This window comes from Candidatus Paceibacterota bacterium, assembly GCA_030583765.1.
Taxonomy (GTDB): domain Bacteria; phylum Patescibacteriota; class Minisyncoccia; order 2-02-FULL-40-12; family GWA2-44-9.
Window position 1 is genome coordinate 307,735 of the sequence record CP129474.1, and the last position, 25,769, is coordinate 333,503.

Annotated in this window: 27 protein-coding genes and 1 tRNA gene; 3 read left to right on the plus strand and 25 right to left on the minus strand. The window is 54.1% G+C overall.

Annotation, left to right across the window (positions count from 1 at the left end; translation table 11 throughout):
• Nucleotides 1–26 precede the first annotated feature (26 nt).
• A complete protein-coding gene (locus QY311_01580; protein ID WKZ26827.1) occupies nucleotides 27–476 on the plus strand; it encodes a nucleoside-diphosphate kinase in 450 nt (149 codons plus the stop codon).
• Between the two features lie 39 nt (nucleotides 477–515).
• Here QY311_01580 and gatB read toward each other — a convergent pair whose 3' ends face one another.
• The 7 genes from gatB to QY311_01615 all read right to left on the minus strand — a co-directional run bounded on the left by gatB (nucleotide 516) and on the right by QY311_01615 (nucleotide 7,389).
• Nucleotides 516–2,003 (minus strand): Asp-tRNA(Asn)/Glu-tRNA(Gln) amidotransferase subunit GatB, encoded by a 1,488-nt coding sequence (gatB, locus tag QY311_01585; protein ID WKZ26828.1) that lies wholly within the window; start codon nucleotides 2,001–2,003, stop codon nucleotides 516–518.
• 84 nt (nucleotides 2,004–2,087) lie between these two features.
• Nucleotides 2,088–2,732, minus strand: a complete 645-nt coding sequence (gene tmk / locus QY311_01590) for a dTMP kinase (protein ID WKZ26829.1) — start codon at nucleotides 2,730–2,732, stop codon at nucleotides 2,088–2,090.
• A 77-nt stretch (nucleotides 2,733–2,809) separates the two neighbouring features.
• Complete coding sequence (gene rplK / locus QY311_01595; protein WKZ26830.1) at nucleotides 2,810–3,232, minus strand: 50S ribosomal protein L11; 423 nt, start codon at nucleotides 3,230–3,232, stop codon at nucleotides 2,810–2,812.
• A gap of 63 nt (nucleotides 3,233–3,295) precedes the next feature.
• Nucleotides 3,296–3,841, minus strand: coding sequence for a transcription termination/antitermination protein NusG (gene nusG / locus QY311_01600; GenBank protein ID WKZ26831.1), 546 nt, complete (start codon nucleotides 3,839–3,841; stop codon nucleotides 3,296–3,298).
• A gap of 3 nt (nucleotides 3,842–3,844) precedes the next feature.
• Nucleotides 3,845–4,018, minus strand: coding sequence for a preprotein translocase subunit SecE (secE, locus tag QY311_01605; protein ID WKZ26832.1), 174 nt, complete (start codon nucleotides 4,016–4,018; stop codon nucleotides 3,845–3,847).
• Between the two features lie 78 nt (nucleotides 4,019–4,096).
• The gene (gyrB, locus tag QY311_01610) at nucleotides 4,097–6,163 is read right to left on the minus strand and encodes a DNA topoisomerase (ATP-hydrolyzing) subunit B (GenBank protein WKZ26833.1); all 2,067 of its coding nucleotides are present in this window, start codon (nucleotides 6,161–6,163) and stop codon (nucleotides 4,097–4,099) included.
• Nucleotides 6,164–6,222: 59 nt separating this feature from the next.
• On the minus strand, nucleotides 6,223–7,389 hold the full coding sequence (locus QY311_01615) for a hypothetical protein (protein ID WKZ26834.1): 1,167 nt from the start codon (nucleotides 7,387–7,389) through the stop codon (nucleotides 6,223–6,225).
• Between the two features lie 38 nt (nucleotides 7,390–7,427).
• On the opposite strand from QY311_01615, the gene QY311_01620 reads away from it, so the two are divergent.
• The gene (locus QY311_01620) at nucleotides 7,428–7,883 is read left to right on the plus strand and encodes a hypothetical protein (protein WKZ26835.1); all 456 of its coding nucleotides are present in this window, start codon (nucleotides 7,428–7,430) and stop codon (nucleotides 7,881–7,883) included.
• A 65-nt stretch (nucleotides 7,884–7,948) separates the two neighbouring features.
• On the plus strand, nucleotides 7,949–8,239 hold the full coding sequence (locus QY311_01625) for a hypothetical protein (protein ID WKZ26836.1): 291 nt from the start codon (nucleotides 7,949–7,951) through the stop codon (nucleotides 8,237–8,239).
• Nucleotides 8,240–8,340: 101 nt separating this feature from the next.
• Here QY311_01625 and QY311_01630 read toward each other — a convergent pair.
• From QY311_01630 to QY311_01715, 18 genes are all read right to left on the minus strand, one after another.
• Nucleotides 8,341–8,415: transfer RNA gene (locus tag QY311_01630), tRNA-Asp, on the minus strand.
• Entirely contained in the window at nucleotides 8,406–9,095 is a 690-nt protein-coding gene (locus QY311_01635; protein WKZ26837.1) for a hypothetical protein, read from the minus strand. Before QY311_01635 ends, QY311_01630 begins: the two co-directional genes overlap by 10 nt.
• Nucleotides 9,096–9,152: 57 nt before the next feature.
• On the minus strand, nucleotides 9,153–9,701 hold the full coding sequence (locus QY311_01640) for a C39 family peptidase (GenBank protein ID WKZ26838.1): 549 nt from the start codon (nucleotides 9,699–9,701) through the stop codon (nucleotides 9,153–9,155).
• Nucleotides 9,694–10,155, minus strand: coding sequence for a hypothetical protein (locus tag QY311_01645; protein ID WKZ26839.1), 462 nt, complete (start codon nucleotides 10,153–10,155; stop codon nucleotides 9,694–9,696). Before QY311_01645 ends, QY311_01640 begins: the two co-directional genes overlap by 8 nt.
• Nucleotides 10,156–10,241: 86 nt before the next feature.
• Nucleotides 10,242–11,168 (minus strand): hypothetical protein, encoded by a 927-nt coding sequence (locus QY311_01650; GenBank protein ID WKZ26840.1) that lies wholly within the window; start codon nucleotides 11,166–11,168, stop codon nucleotides 10,242–10,244.
• Between the two features lie 166 nt (nucleotides 11,169–11,334).
• Nucleotides 11,335–12,555, minus strand: coding sequence for a pitrilysin family protein (locus tag QY311_01655; GenBank protein ID WKZ26841.1), 1,221 nt, complete (start codon nucleotides 12,553–12,555; stop codon nucleotides 11,335–11,337).
• A 23-nt stretch (nucleotides 12,556–12,578) separates the two neighbouring features.
• On the minus strand, nucleotides 12,579–13,052 hold the full coding sequence (locus tag QY311_01660) for a hypothetical protein (GenBank protein WKZ26842.1): 474 nt from the start codon (nucleotides 13,050–13,052) through the stop codon (nucleotides 12,579–12,581).
• A gap of 53 nt (nucleotides 13,053–13,105) precedes the next feature.
• Nucleotides 13,106–14,071: a hypothetical protein gene (locus QY311_01665; GenBank protein WKZ26843.1), complete on the minus strand. Its 966-nt coding sequence runs from the start codon at nucleotides 14,069–14,071 to the stop codon at nucleotides 13,106–13,108.
• A 117-nt stretch (nucleotides 14,072–14,188) separates the two neighbouring features.
• A complete protein-coding gene (locus QY311_01670; protein WKZ26844.1) occupies nucleotides 14,189–14,380 on the minus strand; it encodes a hypothetical protein in 192 nt (63 codons plus the stop codon).
• A 201-nt stretch (nucleotides 14,381–14,581) separates the two neighbouring features.
• Nucleotides 14,582–15,289 (minus strand): hypothetical protein, encoded by a 708-nt coding sequence (locus tag QY311_01675; GenBank protein WKZ26845.1) that lies wholly within the window; start codon nucleotides 15,287–15,289, stop codon nucleotides 14,582–14,584.
• A gap of 344 nt (nucleotides 15,290–15,633) precedes the next feature.
• Complete coding sequence (locus QY311_01680) at nucleotides 15,634–17,271, minus strand: PKD domain-containing protein (protein ID WKZ26846.1); 1,638 nt, start codon at nucleotides 17,269–17,271, stop codon at nucleotides 15,634–15,636.
• 4 nt (nucleotides 17,272–17,275) lie between these two features.
• On the minus strand, nucleotides 17,276–17,752 hold the full coding sequence (locus QY311_01685; GenBank protein ID WKZ26847.1) for a hypothetical protein: 477 nt from the start codon (nucleotides 17,750–17,752) through the stop codon (nucleotides 17,276–17,278).
• A 95-nt stretch (nucleotides 17,753–17,847) separates the two neighbouring features.
• Nucleotides 17,848–18,141 (minus strand): hypothetical protein, encoded by a 294-nt coding sequence (locus QY311_01690; GenBank protein WKZ26848.1) that lies wholly within the window; start codon nucleotides 18,139–18,141, stop codon nucleotides 17,848–17,850.
• A gap of 15 nt (nucleotides 18,142–18,156) precedes the next feature.
• Nucleotides 18,157–18,597, minus strand: a complete 441-nt coding sequence (locus tag QY311_01695; GenBank protein WKZ26849.1) for a DUF3232 domain-containing protein — start codon at nucleotides 18,595–18,597, stop codon at nucleotides 18,157–18,159.
• Entirely contained in the window at nucleotides 18,594–19,895 is a 1,302-nt protein-coding gene (locus tag QY311_01700) for a glycine--tRNA ligase (protein WKZ26850.1), read from the minus strand. Before QY311_01700 ends, QY311_01695 begins: the two co-directional genes overlap by 4 nt.
• A gap of 6 nt (nucleotides 19,896–19,901) precedes the next feature.
• Nucleotides 19,902–21,653: a hypothetical protein gene (locus QY311_01705; protein ID WKZ26851.1), complete on the minus strand. Its 1,752-nt coding sequence runs from the start codon at nucleotides 21,651–21,653 to the stop codon at nucleotides 19,902–19,904.
• Between the two features lie 8 nt (nucleotides 21,654–21,661).
• Nucleotides 21,662–22,312, minus strand: a complete 651-nt coding sequence (gene recO, locus QY311_01710) for a DNA repair protein RecO (protein WKZ26852.1) — start codon at nucleotides 22,310–22,312, stop codon at nucleotides 21,662–21,664.
• Nucleotides 22,309–25,755, minus strand: coding sequence for a class I tRNA ligase family protein (locus tag QY311_01715; protein WKZ26853.1), 3,447 nt, complete (start codon nucleotides 25,753–25,755; stop codon nucleotides 22,309–22,311). The genes recO and QY311_01715 overlap by 4 nt, the downstream gene beginning before the upstream one ends.
• Nucleotides 25,756–25,769: the final 14 nt, after the last annotated feature.

Here is a 25,769-nt window from a genome sequence, read left to right on the forward strand (position 1 = left end):
TCCGCGGTTCTTTCTAGGAGGCATGAGTGGGGATTGCGGACGGCAACGTGACGCTCGCCATGGTAAAGCCGTGGCCAGAAATCGAGACGCGCTACGAGATCCGTTGTTTGGCGCGACAGATGTACCACGACGCCGAACTGCGCGTCGTACAGGAACACGAGATGCAGTTCACGTATCTGGGAGCCGCGGAGTTCTACGCGGAGCACCGCAACAAAGGGTGGTTCGAGCAACTCGTTGCCTACATGGCATCTGGCCCCGTGTGGGTCATGCGAGTCGAAGGGCTCGACGCCATAATTAACGTGCGCCTCATTAACGGGGCCACAAACCCTCGCGAAGCGGCGCCGACAAGCATTCGTGGCAGGCTACGCGAACGCTTCGATCCCGCCAAGCCGGCTGCCAATTTCATCCACGGATCCGATTCACTGACAGCAGCACGGCGTGAGCTCGCGCTCATGGGCCTCTGGATGAAGCGTTAGCACACGGGCGCGTCAGCAATGACGCGCCCACTTTTCTTTTTATTGAAGCGCTTTGAGAATTAACTCTTGAGCAACTTGTGGGTTTGCCTTCCCTTTTGAGGCCGCCATTACTTTTCCCACGAGGAATTTCAGCGGAGCTTCTTTTCCTGCTTTAAAGTCTGCCACTGCCTTTTCATTCTCTGCAAGTACACGAGATACAATTTCCAAAAGCGCACGAGAATCAGAAACTTGAGCAAGATCTTTCTCTCGAATAATAGCCTCTGGCGATGCGCCGCTTGCGAACATGCCGGCGATGAGTGCCTGTGCGCCAGACGAAGATACTTCTCCATGGAATACGCGGACAATTGCATCAGCGAAATGCTCTGGGGAGATAGGGCACTGCGAGATGTGTAGCCCGGCGGCATCAAGATGGCGCGCAAGCTCTGTCATGAGGTAGTTCGAAGCGAGTTTATATAAACGAGGCACGTGCTCTACGCCTGGGCGGTTGAGGTGAGAAAGTTTTTCAAATGAGGCAAGCTCACTCGCCACATGTTCGAAATAGTCACCGAGTGCGCGATTCGTGGTCATCACTTCGATATCGTGTTCTGGAAGGGCATATTCCTTCGTAAAACGAGTGCGGCGTTCTGCGGGAAGTTCTGGAACCAGCATTTGCACATCGGCGAGCCATTCGGGCGTGAGTACGATAGGTGGCAAATCCGGCTCTGGGAAATAGCGATAGTCCGCGGCCCCCTCTTTCACGCGCTGTGAGATCGTTTTTCCTTGCACCTCGTCCCATCCGCGCGTTTCTTGAATCACGCGCTCTCCAGAGCGAAGCGCGTCTGCTTGGCGCTCCATCTCATAGGTTGCCGCGCGTCCAGCGGCGTTGATTGAGTTAATATTCTTTACTTCAACTTTGGTTCCAGTGCCTGGCGCATTACTTGGAGCCATGGAGATGTTTACCTCAACACGCATCTGCCCCTTTTCCATGTCAGCATCGGAAACACCTGCATAGCGCAAAATAAGGCGGAGCTCTTCTGCAAAGGCAACCACCTCTTCTGCAGAAGAAAAGTCGGGTTTCGTTACGAGCTCCATAAGCGGCACGCCGGCGCGGTTAAAATCAAGAAGCGTGTCGCTCCCATCGGCGCTGTGATATGAGCGGCCTACGTCTTCCTCAAGGTGGATACGTTCAATACGGATTGTTTTAGGCTTTCCCTCCCCATCAGGAATGGTGAGTGCCCCATCTTTACAGAATGGTCGCTGATATTGGGTAATTTGGTAACCCTTAGGAAGGTCAGGATAGAAATAGTTCTTACGCTCGAAAAATGTTTCCGGGTCGATTGCGCACCCCAACGACATGCCGGCAAGCACCACCTTACGGATGGCTTCTTCATTTGCCACTGGAAGCGTGCCCGGATGCCCCATGCACACGGGACAAATGTTCGTGTTCGGACGCTTCTCGTCGGGGTCGTTCAAAGACGCGCAGAACATCTTCGTGCGCGTCTTGAGCTCGACGTGAATCTCAAGGCCAATAGTAGGCGTATATTCCATACGAATACCCAACGGTAGCATGTTTTGTTGGCAAAAAAAAGCGCCCCCAGACTCGAAAGTCTGAGGGCAGTTTTCCACTTACGCTTACGCTGCGTAGTGCGGAGAGAACTTGCGGACCACGCGAGAGAAGATCTCGTGATGGATCTCTTCAATGCTCTTAGTGCCGTCATCGACGACAGCGGAGCAATTGGGCGAGACAGAGATCCACTCTCTGAATCCTTCATGTACGCGGCGATGGAACGCGAGCTCTTCACGCTCGAAACGATCCATCTTCTCGCCACGTCCGTGCACGCGACGGATCCCCACCTCGGGCTCCACAAGAAGCACGATCTGCAGATCGGGCATCAGACCACCCGTCGCAAGGTTGATGGCCTGCATCCGAGCATCGCGGTTGTCCATGTCTCGAGCAACCAACTGGTAGGCAAACGTGGATCCGATGTAGCGATCGCTCACCACCCAATCACCTCGCTTGAGCGCGGGCTGTACGATCTCGCGGACATGTTGAGCCCGGTCCGCAAGGAAGAGAAAGAACTCCGCATCGGGGTACAGGATGGTATTCCGCGGGGTAAGCAGCAGTTCACGGACGCCTCGACCTACGGCGGTATCCGCGCCAGGCTCCTTGGTTAGTACTGCATTTCGCCCCAAAAAGCCGTGAAGCATAGAAACGAGTCGCCTCGCCTGCTCCGTTTTACCAGCGCCCTCAATTCCCTCAAATGTGATGAACGGCATGCACGCCTCCCCTCAATAAAGAACGACGCCCTGGTGGGCGTCGTTCAGTCTAAGCGAGATTCTCTATGCATGCAACCTTACTTCACTTCGATGCCCATTGAGCGGGCGGTGCCTTCAACAATCTTCATTGCAGCCTCTACGTCGTTTGCGTTGAGATCCTGCATCTTTTTCTCTGCGATCTCGCGCACTTGCGCCTTGGTGACAGAGCCCACTTTCTTCTTATTTGGCTCACCAGAACCCTTCTCAAGACCTGCGGCTACCTGCAGAAGATATGCTGCTGGCGGGGTCTTAAATTCAAGAGAGAACGAGCGGTCGTCATAGATAGTAACAATGACCGGCGTCACCTCGCCCGGACGATCCTTTGTTGCATCATTAAACTGCAGAACAAATTGCTGCAAGTTGATACCAGTTGGACCGAGTGCCGTACCCACTGGAGGTGCCGGAGTTGCCCGACCGCCGGGAATCTGAAGTTTTGCGACTGCTTTGATATTCTTTGCCATGTATACGTGCTTTGCGCGGGAGAAGCATCACCGCACCAAAGCGATAAGCCAAACGAGTATATACTACAACTTCTTCATCTGCAAGAAGTCAAGTTCCACGGGCGTTTCGCGACCAAAGATCGTTACCAACACTTTGACGCGGCCACGCTCCGGATCTACTTCTGCGATTTTACCATCGAAATCTTTAAAGGGGCCGTCAGTGATCTTCACGCGCTCCCCAACCGCAATGTCCACTTGGTACGAAGGCTCCTTTGCGCCGGAGCGAGCAAGAAGATCATTTACCTCCGAGGCAGAGAGTGGGGTTGGCACCGTGCCAGCACCGATAAAGCCGGTCACGTTTGGCGTGTTGCGCACTACATACCATGACGCGTCATTGACGAGCATCTCCACGAGCACATAACCTGGGTAGATCTTTTCTTCGATCGTTTCACGCTTGCCGTTGCGGATACGAATCTTCTTTTCTTTTGGAACGAGAATGTTGAAAATCTGATCTTCAAAACCGAGCGTTTCCACGCGTTGTTTTAAACTGCGGCATACGTTGTCTTCGTAGCCAGAATACGTGTGAATAGCGTACCAGCGGCGCTCTTCAATATTAGCTTGCTTTGCCATAGGTTAAGAAACAATAAGCGTGAGGATGTAGGTAAACAACGCATCCAAAACACCTAGATAGGCGGACATTACAATCGTGATCGCGAGAACAACACCCGTATAACGGATGACTTGCGAGCGGCTTGGCCAACTTACTTTTGCTAATTCTGTGCGTACTTCTTGTAAAAAGGTAGTCATGTCGTGGTAGAGAAAAACGCCCGGGGGCGCTTACAGACGATAACGATAGCACGTCTGCAAGCGAACGTCAATTCCCTTTTAGATGTCGATATTCTGCACACTGCGCGCGTGTGACTGGATGAACTTTTTGCGAGGCAACACGTCGGAACCCATGAGAATGTCGAAGGTGTGGTTCGCCTTTTCCGCATCAGTAATATTCACCTGGTAGAGTAGGCGCCGCTCCGGATCCATAGTGGTCTCCCAGAGCTGCTCGGCATTCATCTCTCCCAAGCCTTTGTAGCGTTGGATCGAGACGCCCGCGATCTTTTGCTCTCCTGCAGCTTCTTCCGTAGGAGCCGCTGCGCCATCAAGGGCTTCAACTTCCCACTCTTCGCTTGCTGCAGCTTTCTTCTTTTTGGCCTTTTCTTTCTCAGCGGCCGCGGTGCCCAGCTCTTTTAAGATGCCGTCACGCTCCGCATCGGAATACACGTAGCGCACCATACTTCCCTTTGCGATCCGGTAGAGCGGCGGCTGAGCTATGTAGATATGTCCCCCTTCGATAAGCTGCGGGAAGTAACGGTAGAACAGCGTGAGCAAGAGCGTGCGAATGTGCGCTCCATCAACGTCAGCATCCGTCATGATCACAATCTTGTGATAGCGCAACTTATTAATATCAAACTCCTCTGCAATAGCAGTGCCGAGCGCAATGATGAGCGCTCGAACCTCTTGCGAGGCAAGCATTTTATCCAAGCGAGCCCGCTCAACATTCAAAATCTTTCCGCGCAGTGGCAGAATCGCCTGCGTCTTGCGATCGCGGCCCATCTTCGAGCTTCCGCCTGCACTATCACCTTCTACGATGAAGAGCTCTGATTCTGATGCATCGCGGCTCGAGCAGTCAGCAAGCTTGCCTGGGAGCGTCATGCCCTCGAGCGCGCCCTTGCGCAGCACAGTTTCACGAGCAGCCTTCGCGGCCAAGCGCGCCTTTGATGCTAAGATGACCTTTTCCAAAATACCGCGGGCATCAGTAGGGTTGCGTTCGAGCCAGTCGGCAAGCTCTACGTTCGTAGCGGCCTCAACGGCGGTACGAGCTTCTGTGTTTCCAAGTTTTGCCTTTGTTTGTCCTTCAAATTGAAGCTCTTTTGATTGAATCTTTACAGAAATGACAGCGGTGAGACCCTCACGCACATCTTCACCCGAAAGGTTATCGTCTTTTTCTTTAAGAAATCCATTCTTGCGTGCGTAGTCGTTCAGCGTACGCGTCAGCGCGGTCTTAAAGCCCGTAAGATGTGAGCCGCCCTCTGTAGTATGAATATTGTTGGCAAAGCTGATGTCTCGAGGCTGAAGATCGTCAACATATTGGAGTGCCACTTCGACAAACACGTTATCTTCCTGCTTTGCAGCATAGAAAATGTTCTTGTGCTTCGCCTCCATGTCGCGGTTCAAGAACCCCACATAGGACACGATGCCGCCCTCAAAGTAGAAAGAGTATGGGAGCACTTGAGGCTCTTTTTCTCCCTCCACCTTCAGCGGCTTGCGGGCATCGATAACCGTGATTTTGACGCCACGAGAAAGATAGGCCTGCTGACGCAAGTGTGACAAGATTTTATCGAGATCAAAGGCAATCTCCTTAAAAATTTCTGGGTCGGGATCAAAAATAACCGTCGTCCCTGTGCCTTCGGCGCTCCCTACGCGACGCACAGGTTTCTTTGGCTTGCCACGCTCATATTCCTGTTCGTAGAGCCCTCCTTCGCGACGCACCTCAACCTTCAAATAGGTTGAGAGCGCATTCACTACCGAGACACCAACACCGTGCAAACCGCCGGCGACTTTATACGCGCCGCTGTCAAACTTGCCTCCGGCATGGAGGGTGGTGAGCACCGTTTCCAGCGCGGAGACGCCAGTCTGCTTGTGCTTCTCTACCGGAATGCCGCGGCCATTATCTGCAACACTTACGCGACCATGCGGAAGGAGGGTAACCGTGATATCGGTGGCGTGGCCCGCCATCGCTTCATCCAACGAGTTATCAAAAACCTCCCACACGAGGTGGTGTAGGCCATCGGGCCCCGTAGACCCAATGTACATACCCGGGCGCTTGCGCACCGGCTCCAAGCCCTCCAGAACATAGATATCCTGGGCGGTATATGAGGAAGTGTTTTTACCAGCCATGTATGTTCTATTCTACGCTGATAACGTGGGATATTCAACCCTTGCCAGGGTGGCTCGACCTACCGCATATCTGCCTTGAAAAGGCGTGCAGTTTCGGCATAGATATTCGCCTGAATAGGGTCGATTTCCTCAGTAGTGAGTGTGCGCTCATTGCTGCGATATACAATGCGATAGGTGTAGCTCCGTCGGCCAGCACCAAACTTCTCCGCGTTCTCATACGTATCGAGTAGTTTCACTTCTTCAACGAGATCGCCTCCAAGGTCACGGATAACGTCGAAGTAATTGTTTGGGATAAAGTCATTACTCACCACAAAAGAGATGTCTCGCGTGATTGGTGGGAACTTGCTTACCGGCACAAACGTGCGACCGAGCTGAAGCTGCGCCTTTACGCGCGGATCAGTGGACCAGAGCAATCGGATGTCAGGAAGCGCCATGCTAATAATCGCAAGGCGCTCTAAGCCAAACCCGAACGCCCATCCTGTATACACATTCGGATCAACATTCAGCTTTTCGAGAACACTTGGGTGCACAATGCCGCCGCCGAGCACCTCAATCCAGCGGTCGCCCACTTTTACTTCCATCTCGAGGCTCGGGTGTGTGTACGGAAACGTATCTTCGTTAAAGCGATACTCAATCTCACCACCATAGAGTCCTTTTGCCACCTCAACAAGCGCCTCTTCTAAGTCTGCGCGGGAAAGATCCTTTTGCGCTTTTGGCACCATGTAGAGCCCGTCCATTTGATGGAAGATGTTCATGTGGTTCCGATCGATCTCATCTTTGCGGTACACCTTTCCATGTGAGAACACGCCGAATGCTTCGTTGTTCGCAATGCGTTCGCGCACGACATCGGATGCAAAGTAGTAGTACCACATCACCGTGGTATGCGTGCGGAGAATGTGTGTGTCCGTAACGTAATAGGTGTCAGAACGACTCCGCGCAGGGTGGCTCGGAGGAAAGTTGAACAGATCAAAACTGATATCAGCGCGCACAATTTCGGGCACCTCGATGCGGTCGAACCCTTGGAAATAAGGGCGCTCAACAATACGGCGCACCAGCTCAGCGATAGGGCTTTCTGGTGTGCGGGACAAATCGGGCATGCCGAGATAACGCTTGAGGCGTTCGCTATCAGCGTCGTTTCGTGTCTGTAATTCGGTACGGAGCGCCTGCTCTTCAGAACGATCAATCTGGATATCTGCACCAGTCGTGCGGGTAATAAGTAATGACATAACGGGAAAGAATATGTGAGAGTGTAGCATAGCACACCATGCTCTGCATCTTGACTTCAGTTAGAAAAATTGGTATTCCTACCACCCAGAGGAGGCTGACGGTTATGCAAGAAAACGTGATCCGGTCAGGATCTCTCCTGCTGGTAATCAACCCGAACAGACCGAATTTCGGAAAGATCGTCGTCGTGGAGACACTCTCCCCACCCGACATGGCATTGTGTGTGGAGCAAGACACACCGAGCGGGCGCCTCGATAGCTACTTGCTGCCAGGCGACCACGGGGGAATGGAGGATGCGATCCCCGTTCAGCTCAAAGACTTGCCGCCAGACAATGCCTTCGTGAGGGCGCTTCGGGCAGCCAGAATCACCCTCGGCCCCTGGTGGGAAGAGATCCACTACTTCAGCAGAGGGGCTGAGACACTGGAATCTCGGGCGAAATACCGAGAACACATCCTGCGCCTGGCGTGGAGCTGGTGCGGAACCAAGGAGGCTTGATGAGCGCCCCCCAGCAGTTCGGGATCATCACTGATCCCGATAACGAGTACTTCGCACGGGTCTGCATGATCACGAAAGTGACTCCTGCGGGCTGGTGCACGGTGCGAGTCGGAAACCACGAGATGCGCCTGCAGGAGCACACCTGTATCGACGCTCCCGATGTGCCTCAGGTGATGCGGGTCGCCTCGCCTGAGAACCGCGCACTCCCTCTGGAGCGGGCGCTCAAAAACTTGAGCAGACCGCTCACCCACTTCGCGGCGCGCATCCGGAGGAGTAGCGATCCCATCGCCGAACGCCAGACAGCGCGCGGCGAGTTCATGAAGACGCTCTTTTCCGCGAGCCAAAGCACGCGGTAGAGACAGAAAAAGCGCAGCCCCGCAACACATCGCGGGGCTTTTTCTTTATTCGCATCCGGCCCAAATATATATCCCCCAGAGGGGGGGGGATATATAACTTGCGCGGGCGGCCGGATTCGAACCGGTGACCTCTTCCGTGACAGGGAAGCGCTCTAAACCAGCTGAGCTACGCCCGCAGCGTGCTATCGAATTGCCTGAATATCTTACTTGCTTTCTGGAAAATTTTCAACTTGCGCGGGAGAAAAAGGGTCTCCCCATCTCTCTTCTTATACATTAAAGCGTAAAGCCCAGCAGAGTCGCGCCAAGAAAAAACAAGGTCAAAAGATCTATTTTTTTGATATATAAACCCAGATTGCACAGCGCCAGTGGCTCTGAGAGCCGAAAGAAGGGCTAATAAAAAGTCTTTACTCCCCGAAGAAAAGCGTGATGTTATCGTCCAGCGGTATGCATTGTTCTCTGAGCGCTTATAGCGCCCAAAACTAATACATCCATCGCCATCAAAGTAACCCCTTACGAATGAGGCGAAAAATTTCTTTGGGATTTTAGGGAGCTGAATAGAGAAGCTTTTATTCGCAACAACTCCTAATTTCTCTAGATCACGCACCCAAGCAACCGACCCTATCTGGACGCGATATGCGATCTTCCAACGCACATTCTGTTGGGTACGCCTTACGGGACGAACTGGGTGAGGAAAGCCAATCCTCTTTTTTAACTGCCTCAACAACACAACATCGGTACTATAGAGAGATACATACCGAGGCGGGCTGCCTTCAACTGCGCCGTCCGCACAGATAAACCCGAGCGCATACGCCATGTCATCACTCCACTTTTTGAAGAAGTCATCCCATTTATCCATAGTGCATTCTAACCATTTTTGAAAGAAAAGGCCAGCGCCCATCTACACCACCCCGCCTTACAAACGAGACACGATGCAGATGAAGCGCTGGCGGAAACCAGCGAGAAACTGGTCGTTGGTCAGCACGCGATACCCTTTCTCGCGCGTAGACTCTAGTGGGTCTTGCACAACAACATGTCCCCCGTCAGCGCCAACAACTACGACGAGGTGCCCGCTCTTTGACCGTGGGTGGAAATCTTTCCACACCGATGCGATCACCGGCCCTTGTGCCAGCGCCTTGCGCAACAGTTCGAGCGATGCGACGGGACTTTCGGGTGTTTTAGATTGTGGCGCGAAGTCAGCATTATAGCCGTCGAGGCCGTACTGCCGTGCAAGCGAAACAAGCCCTGCATGTCGCCACCCAACGCCGGACATGTACGCTCCTATGGCGACCCCCTCAGCGAAGAGATCGTCACAGGTTTCTTTTCGGAGCTCTGGCTTCCAGAATTCAATAACGCTCTGCAGCGCAGCGATGCCGCACCCTTGCGAGCGCCATGTCTTGTTCGTAAAGTCCGTGACTTGCGAATGCCACGGAACGCGCCATTCACGACGCGGCGCTCTACGCATCAAGCTTGGAGTGCCAGTAGATACGGACGATCTTCCTTGTGTTGCCATAGGTGTAGTGATGCGCGTGCGGAATCAGCGTTCCGTTGGAATCGTTGCTGACGGCCTCTTCGCCACCGACAAAGAATCCAGCGTGATCATGCATGGAGCCATCGGTACCAGGACGCGCCTCCCACACGATCACAGCGCCTTCGCGGAGCTCATCGATCAACTGCCAGCCGGAAGCGCGCATGTCGCGCTCAAGACCGCCAACGCCTGCGTGCATCTCGGCGATCAGCCCGTTCATGAGGAGAACGCCCGACACGAACAGCCCACATGAGCGAGCCCCTCCCCGTACGATGTCTTCCTCGACGCCATCGACTTCAGCGAAGAGCGTTTGGAACATGTGATTCTCGCCACGAGCCGCGTTGCGGATCATGGCAAGGTAACTTTTGGTACGCAGAAGCTTTACACTCATAGCCCGCATAGTATCAGACTCCTCACAAGAAGCACAAGGAAAACAAAAGGCCCTCGGTGTGTTGAGGGCCTTGCCACCACCTCTCGCTACGGTGTGACGAGAGAGCGCGGGAGAGAACACGCGAGCGTTACGCGTATCGGGAGCACGTGCGACACAGCACCCCCTTGCGACGCGGCGCCCATGAAGCGCGCATAGTCCGGCGTTATGCCGGGCCATGCGGTGCCAGGTTCGGCAAACTGCATGAGCCAGAGCGCGCGACGCTCTGCCGGAATGAGCGAAGGATAGTCCCAGCTTACTCCGGTGCGAGACATGAGCCCCTCTGCCCGATGCAGATGACCCAGACCAAGCGCATGGACCAGTTCGTGAGCCAGCGTGTGGCTTTCGAAGTACGCGGAGCGCAATTCGATGTAGGCCTCCGTGATCACCGAGCCTTCGGTGATAGCCCACGCCCACCCAGCAACGTTCTCTGGGATGCGATCATTCACGTACACGTATACGCGAGTCGCATTCGTGGGCATGGCCTGCTCCGGCCTCCGCTCCACCAGCCTAATCCACGGCACTGCCGGCTGAAGATCTGCGATCGCCTTACTCACCGCATCGGGATCGCGCACGCCGCGCAGTGGGCTCATGACAGTGATCACGAACTTCTCCGCGACAGGACGCGTGAGGAGCTTCTCACCCTCATCACCCGCCGTGCGGTACCACAGCTCGTAGAGCGTGGTGAGCTCGTTGTCATCCCCACTCGGGGTGAGTTTGATGACCTCCTCGCCTTCCCACGGCGCGATGCCGAAGTGAGGAAGAAAGCCATCCGCTTGAGCGACGAAGAACGAGCCTGGTCGCACAATCGTACGTGAGCCCGCGGCAACGACAATGCCGCTCGGGTCTCCAACCGTTGCGGCGACGCTTCCACCTCCTCCCAAAGCAGTCGCGTCACGAAACTTCAGAACCGCTTCCTGCGCGAGCGCCGAAGCGGTTGAGAGCACGAACACGGCCGCGATCAAGAAGGGCTTCATCCCCTGCCTCCATACTACATATTATGCATTAAAAACAAAGAATTGCAAGAGGCTTATATCTCTCTCGCAAGTCCCGCCGATTTCAATCCCACGCTCTGCGACATCTGTCCCCAGTAGGGGCCAGTTCTCCCGCCCGCGGTATGCACTACATGCATAGCGCGGGCTTTTATTTTTTAATAAATACCCTTCCCTCTCCACTTAAAAACTTTTGGTAGGTGCGCATGAGCGTCTCGGTATCCATCCGCTCTGCAATAGCCAAAAGCTCAGAAAACGCAGGTGGCTCATCAAAGAATTTCATGAGTTTCTGCATCTTTGTGAGAGCGCCATCATGCTCCGCGATAGCACGGCTCGTAAGTCCCTTAAACTGTGATGCGAGCCACGCCACATCTTCATGTGGTATTTGTACAGCGAGTTCTTTGATAACGTTTTGTACAACACTGGCGGCCTCTTCTGGATGTTGCGATGGGCCATCTATAAAGAAACAGAAGGCGTTTCCAAATATCTCATGGTATGCATTAATTTCATATACAAGCCCACGCTTCGTTCTGAGCTCGTCACGCAACAAAGAAGAATATCCAACGTTAAGGCGGTGGCGTAAAAATTCAAGCGCAACAAATTCTTCACGCAAGGGCTTTTCTAAAGATGGATACGCCACCATCCAAAACGACATTTGTCCATTCACGGAAATAGATGAGCCACGGTCTGAGACTGTGACAGGTGGCAACTTTGGAAGAGTGAAGGCTCCTGATATTGGCCATACTTTAAATGCCTCTTCGACTTGTGTCCGCGCTTCATTGGCCGAAATACCACCAACAATGAGTAGGGTTGCGTTTTGTGGGACGATCATGTGCCGCCAATATGCAATAAGGTCTTCACGAGATGCCCTTCCTATAGCCTCTAAGCTGCCGAGAGAATTTAGTGCGGAAGGGTGTCGAGAAAATAATGCTGCTACAGCTGCATCATAAAACATCCTGTGGGTGTTTGCTTGAGATCTCGCGAATTCCTCGCCAATAACTTTTTTCTCATTTTCAAGCACCGCTGGATCTATCAGTGAATCAGTGACGTCGTCTCGCACAATATTTAGTACAAGAGGAAGGTCATCTCGAGCTCCCTGCATAACAAAGGTAAGATGAGTAGCTCCTGTATTTGCACTAACAAACGCTCCAATGCGGTCTATCTCCTTTCCAATTGCCATACTTGAAGGACGCGCTTTCGTGCCTTTCAAAAGCATGTGCTCAAGTAGGTGCGCGTATCCCTGCTGATCCTCCTGCTCATAGGCGCACCCTGCACGAAACACGAGATTCATTGTTACCACTGGCGCATCGGGCTGTTCTAATACGGCAAGTCGCATGCCGTTAGGGAGGGTTGTCCAAGAAAAATCATTCATTGCTAGATTGCGAACGTTTGATATTATTGTATGCCTTCTAACCCCATTTTGATACGACGCTTTTCCAGGTTCTTCGGATCCTTCACGGGAAGCATCTTAAGCGTCCCGTCTGATAGGCGCTGGCGCTGTGTTCCGTAGAGTTGTAGCTCTCCCCGATTGATAAGGACGCGATCCGTAAGGTGCGCTTTTTCGTTTGGTTCAAAGTCACAATACTTAAGGCACTGCTCTTGGAGTTTGGTATCGTGCATGACGTGCTGCACGAGCAGAAAGAGTGCTTTCATCGCCTCTGCGCCAACCATCTTCTGCGTTGGGTATCCGTATTCTTTGATAATCTGACGCACATTCTGGTAGTGAAGTGTGTCTATGGCGTAGATAAGATAGTTCACCAGCTCCTTCCCAGGCTTTGATTGAAGACGCAACTCCTGTTCAACCGCCGCCATTTCTAATATGTAGCGCGAGAGCGATTGTTTTTGTTGTACGGTAAGTTTTTTGGGCATGTATTGATTATATAAAGAAGTGGGGTACTAGGCTTTGCCGTTCCCCCATTGTCCTACACGAGCAAGTCCGCAATCGCTTCAGCGATTCGGGCCTGCGTCCTTAGCTGCACGAAGTACCATTGGCCATTCGGATTGATTTCGAGAAAAATGTAGTCGCCACTTGGCGAAACAATCATATCGATACATCCGAACCTTAGGCCAAGCTTTGCCACCAGCTTGAAGAGACGAGCCTCAACATCACTAGGCAGCGTGACTGAGCTCATCTTTAAATCCGTGTCGTTTAGTCTCGGCTTGCGGCGCCAGTCCACTGCCGTTTCAGGATCTACTTGGGAGTCGATTTTTGCAGCGAAGATCTTGTCACCAACAACCGTGATACGAAGTTCGTATGCCTTTTCGACATACCCCTGGAAGATTGCGGGGGCCTGCTTGATACGATCAATCCCCGCCAGAGCTTCCTCAGAAAGTCTGTTCGTGTACATCACGTTGTTCATGATCATGGCAGGAGCTAGGAGCTTCATTATCACACCCCCGCTCTGCTGATAGAAAAACGCGCGCACACGATCGGGGTCCGATGTCACAAGCGTTGGTGGGATCGAAAAACCAAGATCTGTCGCTACCTTTAGCTGCAGCAGTTTGTTCTCAGCTATGGCTTCTGCCCAGGGATCGTTAACCCACTTCTTGTCTCGAAAAAGCGTCCGGAGCGCATGACGCATCTCCTGGAACTGCCTGTTCACCATCTGCCGATACTCACCGGGCTCTAGTAAGAGCAGCTCCTTTGGTAAGTGCGGCTTGAGGTACCAGATTCCCGTGAAGTCGTCGATGCAGTAGGGCGTCGAGTCGATGACGACATCATACCGAACTCCGGTAGCATTGGCTTGATAGACGAGAAAGTCAGACTCCAGGCACTTGTCCTGCCGAAACAGAACAACTTTGTTTACACCACGACTCTGAAGAGCTGTCACAACGGATTGGAACGCTTCTACTTCATGGATTCCAGAATTGCCAATTGCAAGTATCATCTCACCCTCCTCCTCGCCCACTACCGTACATTTAAATTATTGATTAGTCAAGCATCTTTTTAAAAAGAGGGGCGCTGAATCCCGTTAAGGAATCAGCGCCCAAAGGCGTGAGGCTTGCTACGTCGCGTCGAGAGCGTCGGTGTCGTTCCAGTACCCGGTCGAGGTGCCAGCGAAGACACCTTCACGGTACTCGAAGTAGTCCATGATGAACGGCTTGGGGCTGTTGGACGGAAGCTGCTGGGGCCGAGTGGCGGCGAGAACGCTCGCCGGGATCCTCGGTTGCGTCGAAACGGCCTGTGCGATTTCCATGAGCCTTACTCCTAACAAATACGGTACTGACACTAGAATACTTCTTTCTAATAATTCGTCAAGAACCTCGGAAGGTCGCGGAGCACATGAAAGAAAAAGAAAAGCGCCGAAGGGGTGAACCTTCGGCGCGGTGGCAAGAACGGGACGGTATCACATCGCCCCGCGATCGCCGGAAAGAACAGAGAGTGGGAACGGGTGAGGCTAGTGGAGCGGGCAGTCGATCTCCACGGTGCTGTGCGCCGTCGAGAGAGCGGTGGTGACGTCACGATCGTTGTCGGGGGCCGAAGTCCCCGGCCGACGACGGAACATCATGCGCATGACGTAGGCTTCGGTGTTCGTAAACACCGGCTGGAACAAGGCTCCGTTCGAGTGCATCGTATCTCGAGCATCGATTGAATGCCCCATACCCAGGCCATGACCTGCCTCATGGCAAATCGCAAGCCTCGCCTTCTCAACGCTCGAGAATCGCATACGCGACGAGGAGATGAGATTCCCTGCGAACGTGTTTCCGGTTATCCCGAAAGCTTGCAGCGATGGGTCGATGAGGAGCGTGAACTGCACGCCGGATCCACCAACCGAAACGCTCGCCCTCTGGGTCGCAGTCGTCATCTCGCCAGCGCAGGCATTGATCACGTTCATCGCCTGCGCATCGGCGGAGATTTCCGCGGACGGCGCGAGTCCGATGGAGCCCGCCGCAGGACGGGACAGGCGGTTGCCCGGCGCCCACTGATGATACACCAGTGCGTCGATGTACTCTCCAGACACCACGGTGGTATTCCAGAGGTACACGTTCCATGGCGACTCCCCACGATACGCCGTGTTGAAGTCGCGGTGACCGGAAGCAGAGACGTCCACCGCATCACCCGAACGGAGCGACACGGAGACCTCGCCGCTGGCGTTCGTCGTCACGCGACCTGAAGGGGTCGCGATGGACGCGCCGGCCAACGGCATGTCGTCCCAGCCCGAGAACACTCGGACCGAAACGGTCTGCGCGCCCGGGGTGGGCGTTGCCGTCGGCCCCGGGGTGGGGCCAGACGGGCTCCCCCCTCCGCCGCACGCGGCGAGGGAGAGGAGGACGAAAGCCACCAGAAGGCGGCTCATCATCTTCGTCATGTTACTACCCTCCTACCGCCATACGGCGGCGAAAACGTGTGAAAGAACTTGTATATATTATACCACAAAAAATGGTGTTTTAGCAAGATGCTCTTTTTGCACCAAAAAGCCCCATTTCTGGGGCCTTTTTGTATCTACCGCTATTGTGGTAGCACTTCCTTCCACTTCGGAAGCGGGAGCGTTTCTACGGTGATATTCTGACTCGCAGGCGCTGCGGGGCAGGTGTATCCCTCGTTATCTGTAACCTGCATCGTTGCGGTGTATGTCCCCTCTGCAGAGTAGGCGTGTGAGGTATTGCCAAGGTTCGCGCCGGGGCCAGCGCCCGTGCCGTCACCAAAGTTCCATGTCCACGAAGCGCATGCCTGTGGGTTGCCGCCGCCGTTGTAGCACACTGCTTGGGAAGCAAACGCTACGTTCTGGTTAATGCGTGGGGTTTGTGGCGTCGCAGTAAACGTTGCACTGGAAGGATATTGGTGTTGTGGCGAAGACCACGACTGTTGGTTTGCCGCACATCCAGGACCCGTGCAGAGCGACATGTTCGCGTAGCTTGAGACAAGACCGCCAGCGTCCCACGTGCGCACGCGGGCGTAATATGTTCTGTTAAATGCTAGTTGGCCCTGCGGAATGCTGTATGACGTTGCAGAAGAGGAAACCTGTCCTGAGTCATGGTTGACACTCGTAAAGCCGCTGTTGTCATCCACTTGGACTTGGTAGGCGCTCTGGGTATCTCCTGCATCATTGAACGTCCATGAGACAATACCTCCAGGACCAAGGGCGCAGTAGTCTGGCTCAGTGAGGCGCACACTGCTTACCGTTGGCGCACTATTTGCAGCCACGGTTACCGTAACGCTATCTGCGACACCGTTACAGGTGAGCGTATAGGTTCGTGTGCTGGTAAGGGCGCCGGTAGATTCACTGCCACTCGTTGGCTTACTCCCCGACCACGCGCCCGATGCCGTGCAGGAAGATGCATTGCTGGCACTCCACGAAAGCGTAGCACTTGCACCATTTTGAATGGAACACGAATTTGCATTGTTACACTGAATGTCTACCGTTGTATTCGGAGCATAGGTAAGAGTCCACGAAAGCGTCACTGTGCCCTCTGCGCTACCGCGCGTTTGTGTAGCGCCTGGTGAAACACTCTGGAGCGTATAGCCGTTTCCGCTACCCGCAGAGAGCGTGTAATCTCCTTGGCCGGCGAGATCTCCTTGGTTTGATGCATATGAACTCGTACCAGAAAGCGGGCATTCACTATTCTGGTTGGTGTCTGGGCATGAAACGCTCCAGGAACCACCGTTAATGGCGTTGCCACTCGTATCTTGCACATTCACTACAACATTCACCCACTTTGTAGTAGGGGTCGGTTCGGGGGTCGGTTCGGGGGTCGGACTCAAGAGAGGCCCACTAGGCACTGTCTCGGAGCGAAGCTCATATTCCCCTATCTCACTCCAACACTCAGTAACAAAATCATTGTTCCCAGCAACTAATGCAATGTCATTCCTTGTCAGGGAGGCATTTTGATACAGCTGGTTTGATGCCGCGCTCCCCGTTGGCCACATACTGGAAACCCACACCGTCCACTCACCGCCTCCAGAACCAACCTGCGCGCTTAAGTCTACAGTAGAGCCATCATAGCCCGAAAGCCCTTGAAAACAGGACATTGGGCAAAGGTTTTCTTCAATACCTACGGAGCAGAGGGCTTCTGCAGGAAGCGGTACTACGAACGTAGCGCTCATCAGGACTACTGCGGAAATAATGAAAAGACGGAATGCGTTCATGGGTTTAGCGTTGGATAAAAATAATATATGCGTTCGACTGGGATTGAATCCCTGTTACCGTTACCTCGATGGACTGCGCCATACGTGTAGCGCGGAGCGTGAACACGCCGTTACGCTCTTCGTCGCTCGTAATGTTCCACTGTGCATTTTTCAGAAACATGCGATACGCCGCGGCAAGGCGCTGAGGCTCATCGCCCGTTCGCGTGCGGATCCACAGCGGACGGTAGTCGTCTGGGTATCCCGCGTCTACTATGCGCCCACCAGCGAGCACTTCTGGAGCTGTGCCAAGTACCGCATAGGGCGGCATACCATTAGGCATGTTGCTTTTTGAGGCTGCAGAAATCTGAGGCAGTTTTATAGAAAAGGAGTATGTCCCCGGCTTCATGTCGCCACCAGAACGCGTCGTGAAGTATGCGACGACGATCACTGCAAGGAGTATCCCTGCACCACTCAGCAACGTGCGACGTGATTGCATGTCCATGTGCCCTTATTGTACCACTCTTGACCGCTCCATATTTACGTTTCTGTGTGGATAAGAAAAGCCCCCTACGCACACAGTGTGTGGCGCAGGGGGCGCTAGGGCTTGTGACGGCGATTGTACTGCAGATGCTGATCTGCGAACACTCGCCACGAGAGATCTGGAATGAGGATGCCCTCCGCAAGCGCGACGGCTTCCAGCCGTAAGCGAACGGCGTTGAACGCCGACTCCGCCTGCTCTCGTTCGTGGGTTTCACCGGGAAGCTCACCGAGGAGCTTCCCGCGAACGCGCAGGAATGCGGGATCATACGAGAGGCCCCACAGCAGCTCCCAGAGCGGTGACAGCGCGGGCCGACGACGGCACTCACGCGCGAATGCCCTCAGTTCTTCCATAGGAGCAGAGCCTCCTTACCCTGCAATTGCACGAGCGACGGCAAGCGCCCATCGCCCTACAACAGTCCTATCAAGCGGATGCAATCCTACAACATCTTTCCACTTCGTGTCAAGTTTCCCCTTTACGCATGCGCGCATGATAGCATTCAGCGTGCTAATGAGCGCATCGTGTACCCGCGTGCGATTGTCATCCGCGCCCTCAATTGCCTGAAGTTCTTCGGCGGTTGCAGAGCGCCCCTCTACAACGTCGCGCAACTGATTGTGCTTTATAACCGCGCCCGCATACGCAGAAAGGCCCTGTTTTAATTCTGGGATAAAACGCCGCACATCTTCACTCTTCTCCCCAAGATCTACGAGATACCAAAATATATCAAGCGCCTCTTCTTCGGGAGTAGGAGCTCCGTGCTCATGGTCTGCCTTTCTCTGCCACAACTCTTCAAGACTCGGTTCACTCATAGGCGGATAGCGTTAGCGATAATGCTGTCCAGCTCGCTGATGGGCACCCGCTTTTGTTCTGCAGTGTCACGGTCGCGAATAGTCACCGTGTCATTTTCGAGCGTATCAAAATCAATGGTGATGCAGAATGGCGTGCCGATCTCGTCTTGCGCAAAGTAGCGCTTGCCAATGTTGCCGCGGTCATCCCACGCAACCATATATTTTTCACGGAGCGCACCAAACACGGTGCGGGCCTTCGTAACCAGCTCTGGCTTGTTCTTTAAAAGTGGAAACACTGCGGCCTTAAACGGTGCGAGCGCGGGGCGCAGCGCAAGGTAGGTGCGCTCGCCGTCTTCGCGATACGCACTGCAGAGCACCGCAAGCACCGTGCGGTCTACGCCCCATGTCGGCTCGATCACGTGCGGAATCGACTTCTCTCCCGTTTCTGGATCGGTGTATTCCAGCGATTGCCCGGAAGCTTCTTGGTGGTTGCGCAAGTCAAAGTCGGTGCGATATGCCAAGCCGTAGAGCTCCTTGGTGCCGAATGGAAACTCAAATTCAAAATCGATGGTGCGCTTTGAGTAGTGCGCACGCTCGCCATCGGGTACATCGAGCTCGTGTACTTTTTCGGTATCAATGCCCACGGCGGTCATCCACGCGAGCATTTCTTTGCGCCAGTGTTCAAATGACTCCTGCCACTCTGCATCCGCTTTCGGCGATGGAATAAAATATTCTATTTCCATCTGCTCAAACTCACGCGTACGGAAGATGAAGTTGCCCGGCGTGATTTCATTGCGAAACGCTTTCCCTACCTGCGCGACACCAAAGGGCAGCTGCACACGCGTTGAATCAAGGACGTTCTTAAAATTCACGAACATGCCCTGCGCCGTTTCTGGACGAAAGTATGCAACATTCGCCTGCTCTTGCGCCGCACCGATGAATGTTTGGAACATGAGATTGAACTGCTTTGCGGGCGTAAACTCTTTTCCACCACACGAAGGACACTCGCCTTCCATTTGGTCTTCGCGCAAACGTGCGTGGCACTTTTCACACTCAACAAGCGGATCAGAAAAACCAGCTACGTGCCCGCTCGCCTCCCACACTTTGGGGTTCATGATAAGCGCGGCATCAATGCCTACTACATCGGTGCGGCGGTGCACAAAGCGCGACCACCAGGCGTTTTTAATGTTGTTTTTGAGCTCTACACCCAAAGGACCGTAATCCCACGAATTCGCGAGGCCGCCATAAATCTCCGACCCTGGATAGATAAAGCCGCGGCGTTTGGCGAGAGAAACAATCGTATCGAGTGACAATGTCATGGTGTGCTATTGTACGGCACCGTTGTTCCGTTGGTCAACGAGATCATCGGTGGTGAGGGTGCGCGAGCTCGTGGTCATTACCTGCCCCGTGAACGCGTCAGTTGCGGTCAGCGAGATGTTGCGCAAGAGCGTTATCACCGATCCGCGCTGAATGAGTGAGGGCGTTACCGACACCTGAAATGCCGCTTCTGGTTTTGCGCCAGAAAATCCGGCACCCTGCGCAACTGATGCGAGCGACCACGCCACGGTGCTCGTGTTTGCGTTGTATGCTGGTACGCCAAATCCGCCACCCCCTGCAGGACCGAGGAACTGCACACCCGGCGGGAGCAGTGCAGAGACGGTAACGTTGCGAATGTCATTGCCCGGGTTCGCGACACTCCAGCGCACCGTGTACGTTGTCGCCTGATCTACCTGTGGTGGGAATGGGCCCGTGGCGCCCAACGAAGGGTCGTTGTAGTACGCTTGTGTGCCAAGGCTCGGCTGTGTGCTGATCTTTGTAGTAAGTGAGTCTTGTGCGGCTACGTCTTCTCCGTCGACGCCAGAAGGAACATTAGGCGTGATGAGATTTGCGCTTGCCTTTACAGAGAATGCGCGCGAACCAAACGAACCGCTGGGGAACTGCTCTTTCAAGACGATAGAGAAGCGCGTTTCGCCGCTCGCTCCTGGCGGGAGTGCCGCAAACTGCGGCACCGCAGCAGAATTCCATGTGATCGTTTGTGTAGCGCCATCAAAGAAGCCGCCCTGCGTGTTAAGTGTTGCAAGGTTGTACATGTCTCCCTCAAGGCGGACGCCGAGCGTTAAGCCAATGAGTGTTGTATTTGATGTATTGCGCCACCGCACGTAGTAATCGAGACGGTCCCCTACGCCAGCAACCACGTCACGCGCACCCGCGATAGAAAGCTGCACAGAAAGAAGTGGGCTTGAAATAATTGTTGCCGCCGACGCTTTTTCGTAATCAAGATACTGGTCATTCACCTTGCGCTGGAGCACGATATCAAGGGTCTTCGTCTCCCGCTCTACACCTGAAAGCGTCCCTGTCACCGCAATGCGGGCCCCCTTGTTTTGAGCCAACGTACGCACGTCCCAGATGTTTGTGCCTTCGGTAGGCGCCGGCGTTGCGCGCTTAGGCGTGAAGCCATCAGGAAACGTGAACACAAAGCGAAGGTCGGAGATATCATCAGTGGTTGCATTCCGATAATCTAAAATGTACGAAACTTCCTGCCCCGAAATAGCGTTCGGTGGCACAGAAAGCGAGAGTGGCACAGGAAGATCTGCGATGGTCGTGCTGACGGAAGCGCTCTTTTCAAACACGGAGCGAAGACCCTTTGCAGAGAACGCCATCTCGAGTGTAGCGTTTTTAATATTTCCCTTGTCACCGATAAGATAGACGGTAAATGTCTGCTCACCCGATTTTCCTGAACCAACATCGCCCACCTCAAGCACTTCGTTCACTACGGGAGAGAACGTACCGTCACGCTCCTGCACGGAGCCTTCTGGGTAGAAGAGGCGCATGCGCACGTCGGTGAGATCTACTTTCGTGTTGTTCTGCCACTTGGCCGTATAGGTGATCTGATCACCAGAAGATGCTTGTGGCGCAGCCTCAAGCAAGAGCACGACGTCACTCTCACGGAACGATGGCGCACTGTAGAGAAGCATACCAATGCTCACCACCACCAAGAGCCCCGCAAGGCCCATAAGCCATGCAAGCGCTTTGCGAGAGCGCGGCTGTGCTGGAGTAGTCCATTGTTGTTCCATCATAGATACCATTATTGTAGCACAGCTCGCAGCAGCGGTAGAGACGCAAAGCGAGCGCCAGCAGTCATTTCAAATTGAGCACCTACATCACCAGCACCCGCACCAGAAGCAGTAAGCGAGCCGTGCGGAGCGCAGGACGCGCACACGCGCCCGCCAATATCGGCGTGCGTGAACCACCCATCGGGATGCTCCTCGCGAAGGCACAGAGCGCAACGACCTCGCGGGCCCGGATATCCCAACACCGCAAGTAGCGCCTCTTGGCGAGCGGTTATCGCGGCACGCGTAAGGAGGCGTCCAGCATTTAAATCTTCATATGTCTGCGTAAAAAAATCCCAGAGCGCTTCGTCGGGGTCATGGAATGGAACGAGCCGCTCACACGCCTCGCTCATGAAGCTTGCCATGGCAAGCGAAGGAAGTGAGGCGTGCATCTCGGGATATGCATGCACCGTCTGGGCACTTGTCATGATGGGAAGCGCGCGCCCACGCACCACACCACAAGTGATTTGTGAGAATGCGTCAGTGTGCATGCGTTGCACCGATGTGTTGCGTTGCGCACCCTTTGCAACCAACACCATGCGCCCCTCCTCACGAGAAAAGACGCTCACGAGACGATCTCGCTCCCCTGAAGGACGCGACGCAAGGATAAATGCGTGAATGGTCATGCACGAACGCCGATCCAGACGCTCATTCCTGGAGCAAGCTCAACGGTGCGTTCTTGGTCAAGCGTTGCATCGGCATCTTTCTTTTTTACAAATGCAGAGAGCACCGCGTCTTCGGTCATAGCATCCGTCCACGCAATCAGCGCGGCGGAGAGCTCTGCATGTTCAGTATACCACTGACAGTACACCTTATCTTGCACACGATATCCTGCATCTTTGCGCATGTCTTGGATGATGCGCATACACTCGCGAGCAAGGCCTTCGGCACGAAGCTCTGGGGTAAGCGCCATATCAAGCGCGTCGGCGGGCGCTCCGTAGGCAAGCTCTTTTATATTCAGCTCATCGCATATGATTGCAGCAATATCCGCAGAGAACGCCTTCGGTTGCGCAACGAACATGCGCGCAAGCGGTTGGCGCACGCGAATATTGTGCTCTTTACGCAAAGCAAGTCCACGAGTCACCACTTCCTGTGCGAGCCGCATTTCTTCTTCAAGCGCTTCGTCACGCTGTGACGCATCAACAGTTGGCCATGCGGCAAGGTGAATACTCTCCTCCCCATCGCGCTCATGAAAGCCCATGCGTGACGCAATGTCTTCTGCTGTATATGGCGTAAATGGCGCAAGTAGTTTCGCGCACGTTAGTAAAGTCTCGCGCAAGAGCGGGAGCGCTTCTTCACGCTTTCGCGAGCGACGCAGCCACCACTTGGAAAGGTCTTCAACAATGAACGATTCAAGCGCACGAGCCGCTGGCGTTGGGTCATATGCGTCAAGGCGCTCCGTTACCGTGTTGATCACGAGTGCAAGGCGAGACACCAACCACCGATCAAGCGCGTGCGTGCTCACGTGTAGCGGCGCATTCTTTTCATGTACGTAGAGCTCGAAGAAGCACACACAGTTTTCAAGCGTTCCAAAGAACCCCTTCAGTGTTGCAATGAACTCTTTGGGGTCAATAGATTTTGGCTCCCACGGCGCGTTCATGCTGTAGAGCTTCCATCGCGTTGCGTCGACACCAGCAGCGTCCATAAGCTCCTCCGCCTTGATTGTGTTCCCAAGAGACTTGGACATCTTGCGACCCTTCGCATCGAGCGTGTGCCCCAGCACGATGACGTTTTTATATGGCGCCCCACGGCCCAATAAAGTTCCCACCGCGAGCATTGTATAGAACCACCCACGCGTTTGGTCGACGGCTTCTACGATAAAATCTGCAGGGAATTGTCGCTCGGGACTTTTCGGATCAAGACGCTCTGCATGTTCAAAGGGCCAGTGCCACTGCGCGTATGGCATGCATCCAGAATCAAACCAAACGTCTATTACTTCTGGCACGCGCCGCATGTCGCCATCACACTTTTCACACCGAATGACAATTTCATCAATATAAGGACGGTGCGGATCCAACTGGCCCTCATCGTTAAACGGCCAGTTGGGGAAGGTGAGCTCGTGTACGCTTCCCTGTTCGATGTACTGCGTATTGCGGGCGGCAAGAATCTCTGCATCAGAGAGACCACGCAAAGCGCTCTCTAAAAGCCACAGTGGGTCACCGTGAGAAACAATGAGTACGCGCTTGCCCGCATACTGCACGTTCAGCTCGCGGGCGACGCTCACCATGCGACGCGTGACGTCACGCCACGATTCTCCGTCTCCGAAGGGAGCGTCCATCGTGTTTGCTACCTCTGGGACCTGGCACACGGCGTGCGTTTTCCCTTCACACACCAAGCCGTGATTAAGCTCGCCAAGACGTTCGTCGGTGGCGACAGGAATACCAAGCGCTTCACTGAAAATCGCTGCAGTTTGTTGGGTGCGTCGGAATGGCGATGCGATAATCGCATCAACGCCGCCCGATGCTTTTAACAATTCCGCTCCTTTCCGAATCTGTTCCCTGCCCTCTTCGGTGAGATCGTAGGTATCGTGCTCGAGAAGCGAGCTAATGATGAGGTTGCCGTCTTTGCCGCGAGTGGTCAGCCCGTGGCGGGCAAGCACGAGGCGCGTTGGCTTTGTTGTGCGCAAACCGTCAAGATCTGCATATGAAGAAATAACGCGCATGTGCCGACACTCAGGCTTACCACACACCCACACCGGCAACGGCGTGCCCCAGTAGCGCTCACGCGAGAATGCCCAGTCTTTCCCTTCGCGGAGCCACTGTCCAAAACGACCATCTTTGATGTGCTCTGGATACCAGTTGATCGTCTCATTATTTGCAAGAAGCTCTTTGTTAACCGCGGACATGCGGATGAACCACGATTCTTTTGCGTAGTACAACAACGGCTTGTGGCAACGCCAGCAATGTGGGTACTCGTGCTCATACGGTTCAGTGCGCACCACGCGCCCCTGTGCCGCAAGCGTTTCGAGAATCAGCGCCTCGGTCTTTGGATCCTTCGCGTAGCGGCCATCGAGTAGCTCACCCACACCGGTAAAGAACCCGGCCGCATCCACGGTGTGCACCTTTGGCAACCCCACGCGCGTGCCGAGCGCATAGTCATCTTCTCCATACATCACCGCAGTGTGCACGATACCCGTACCATCTCCGGTTGTTACAAAGTCTGCGGCGTACACTTTATAGGAAGCATCAGATTGCAATGCGGGGACAGAAAAGAGCGGCTCGTACGAGAGCCCGACAAGCTCTTTGCCAGAACACTCGCGCTCAATGACCGCGTCGGCACCATAGATTTTTTCTACGAGATCACGTGCAACAATGTGAAAGCCTTCTTCGCGTCGCACGAGCGCATAGGTAATATTCTCTCCCACTGCAAGCGCAACGTTCCCTGGAAGCGTCCACGGAGTTGTTGTCCACGCAACGATTGCTGTTCCTTTTGGAAACGCAGATTCACCACGCAGAGGAAACAGCGCATACACGGAAGTGTCGGTCACCGTTTCATATCCCTGCGCAACTTCATGAGACGAGAGGCCCGTGCCACAGCGCGTGCAGAAAGGAATAACACGGTGCGCCTGGTACAAAAGCTGTTTATCCCAAATTTGCCCAATGACATTCCAAAGAGACTCTACATAGTGAGCGCCGTAGGTGATGTAGGGATCGCGCATGTCGAGCCAGAAGCCCATGCGCTCAGTCATCTTCTCCCACAGATCTCGATACTTCCACACGCTTGCCTTCGCCTTCGTATTAAATGCTGCGATACCGTATGCTTCAATGTCTTTCTTCCCCTTAAAGCCAAGTTCTTTTTCTACTTCGAGCTCCACGGGGAGGCCGTGCGTATCCCATCCCGCCTTGCGGAGCACACGAAAACCGCGCATCGTTTTGTAGCGCCCATAGAGATCTTTAAAAATGCGCGTGAGGAAGTGCCCAATATGCGGCAAACCGTTTGCCGTCGGTGGCCCCTCGAAGAACACGAATGGCTCTGCGCCTGCGCGACGATCGATGCTCTTTTGAAAAATGTGGTGATCTTTCCAAAAACGGCGGGTACGCTCTTCGCGGGTATGGAATGTCTCAGTCATAAGAAATGTATTGT

Excerpts from the sequence above, each read along its gene's own strand:
- gatB (WKZ26828.1), bottom strand. The coding sequence starts at position 2,003 with ATGGAATATACGCCTACTATTGGCCTTGAGATTCACGTCGAGCTCAAG.
- tmk (WKZ26829.1), bottom strand. The coding sequence starts at position 2,732 with ATGCCGTTCATCACATTTGAGGGAATTGAGGGCGCTGGTAAAACGGAG.
- rplK (WKZ26830.1), bottom strand. The coding sequence starts at position 3,232 with ATGGCAAAGAATATCAAAGCAGTCGCAAAACTTCAGATTCCCGGCGGT.
- nusG (WKZ26831.1), bottom strand. The coding sequence starts at position 3,841 with ATGGCAAAGCAAGCTAATATTGAAGAGCGCCGCTGGTACGCTATTCAC.
- secE (WKZ26832.1), bottom strand. The coding sequence starts at position 4,018 with ATGACTACCTTTTTACAAGAAGTACGCACAGAATTAGCAAAAGTAAGT.
- gyrB (WKZ26833.1), bottom strand. The coding sequence starts at position 6,163 with ATGGCTGGTAAAAACACTTCCTCATATACCGCCCAGGATATCTATGTT.
- QY311_01615 (WKZ26834.1), bottom strand. The coding sequence starts at position 7,389 with ATGTCATTACTTATTACCCGCACGACTGGTGCAGATATCCAGATTGAT.
- QY311_01620 (WKZ26835.1), top strand. The coding sequence starts at position 7,428 with ATGCTCTGCATCTTGACTTCAGTTAGAAAAATTGGTATTCCTACCACC.
- QY311_01625 (WKZ26836.1), top strand. The coding sequence starts at position 7,949 with ATGATCACGAAAGTGACTCCTGCGGGCTGGTGCACGGTGCGAGTCGGA.
- QY311_01635 (WKZ26837.1), bottom strand. The coding sequence starts at position 9,095 with ATGGATAAATGGGATGACTTCTTCAAAAAGTGGAGTGATGACATGGCG.
- QY311_01640 (WKZ26838.1), bottom strand. The coding sequence starts at position 9,701 with ATGCGTAGAGCGCCGCGTCGTGAATGGCGCGTTCCGTGGCATTCGCAA.
- QY311_01645 (WKZ26839.1), bottom strand. The coding sequence starts at position 10,155 with ATGAGTGTAAAGCTTCTGCGTACCAAAAGTTACCTTGCCATGATCCGC.
- QY311_01650 (WKZ26840.1), bottom strand. The coding sequence starts at position 11,168 with ATGAAGCCCTTCTTGATCGCGGCCGTGTTCGTGCTCTCAACCGCTTCG.
- QY311_01655 (WKZ26841.1), bottom strand. The coding sequence starts at position 12,555 with ATGAATGATTTTTCTTGGACAACCCTCCCTAACGGCATGCGACTTGCC.
- QY311_01660 (WKZ26842.1), bottom strand. The coding sequence starts at position 13,052 with ATGCCCAAAAAACTTACCGTACAACAAAAACAATCGCTCTCGCGCTAC.
- QY311_01665 (WKZ26843.1), bottom strand. The coding sequence starts at position 14,071 with ATGATACTTGCAATTGGCAATTCTGGAATCCATGAAGTAGAAGCGTTC.
- QY311_01670 (WKZ26844.1), bottom strand. The coding sequence starts at position 14,380 with ATGGAAATCGCACAGGCCGTTTCGACGCAACCGAGGATCCCGGCGAGC.
- QY311_01680 (WKZ26846.1), bottom strand. The coding sequence starts at position 17,271 with ATGAACGCATTCCGTCTTTTCATTATTTCCGCAGTAGTCCTGATGAGC.
- QY311_01685 (WKZ26847.1), bottom strand. The coding sequence starts at position 17,752 with ATGGACATGCAATCACGTCGCACGTTGCTGAGTGGTGCAGGGATACTC.
- QY311_01690 (WKZ26848.1), bottom strand. The coding sequence starts at position 18,141 with ATGGAAGAACTGAGGGCATTCGCGCGTGAGTGCCGTCGTCGGCCCGCG.
- QY311_01695 (WKZ26849.1), bottom strand. The coding sequence starts at position 18,597 with ATGAGTGAACCGAGTCTTGAAGAGTTGTGGCAGAGAAAGGCAGACCAT.
- QY311_01700 (WKZ26850.1), bottom strand. The coding sequence starts at position 19,895 with ATGACATTGTCACTCGATACGATTGTTTCTCTCGCCAAACGCCGCGGC.
- QY311_01705 (WKZ26851.1), bottom strand. The coding sequence starts at position 21,653 with ATGATGGAACAACAATGGACTACTCCAGCACAGCCGCGCTCTCGCAAA.
- recO (WKZ26852.1), bottom strand. The coding sequence starts at position 22,312 with ATGACCATTCACGCATTTATCCTTGCGTCGCGTCCTTCAGGGGAGCGA.
- QY311_01715 (WKZ26853.1), bottom strand. The coding sequence starts at position 25,755 with ATGACTGAGACATTCCATACCCGCGAAGAGCGTACCCGCCGTTTTTGG.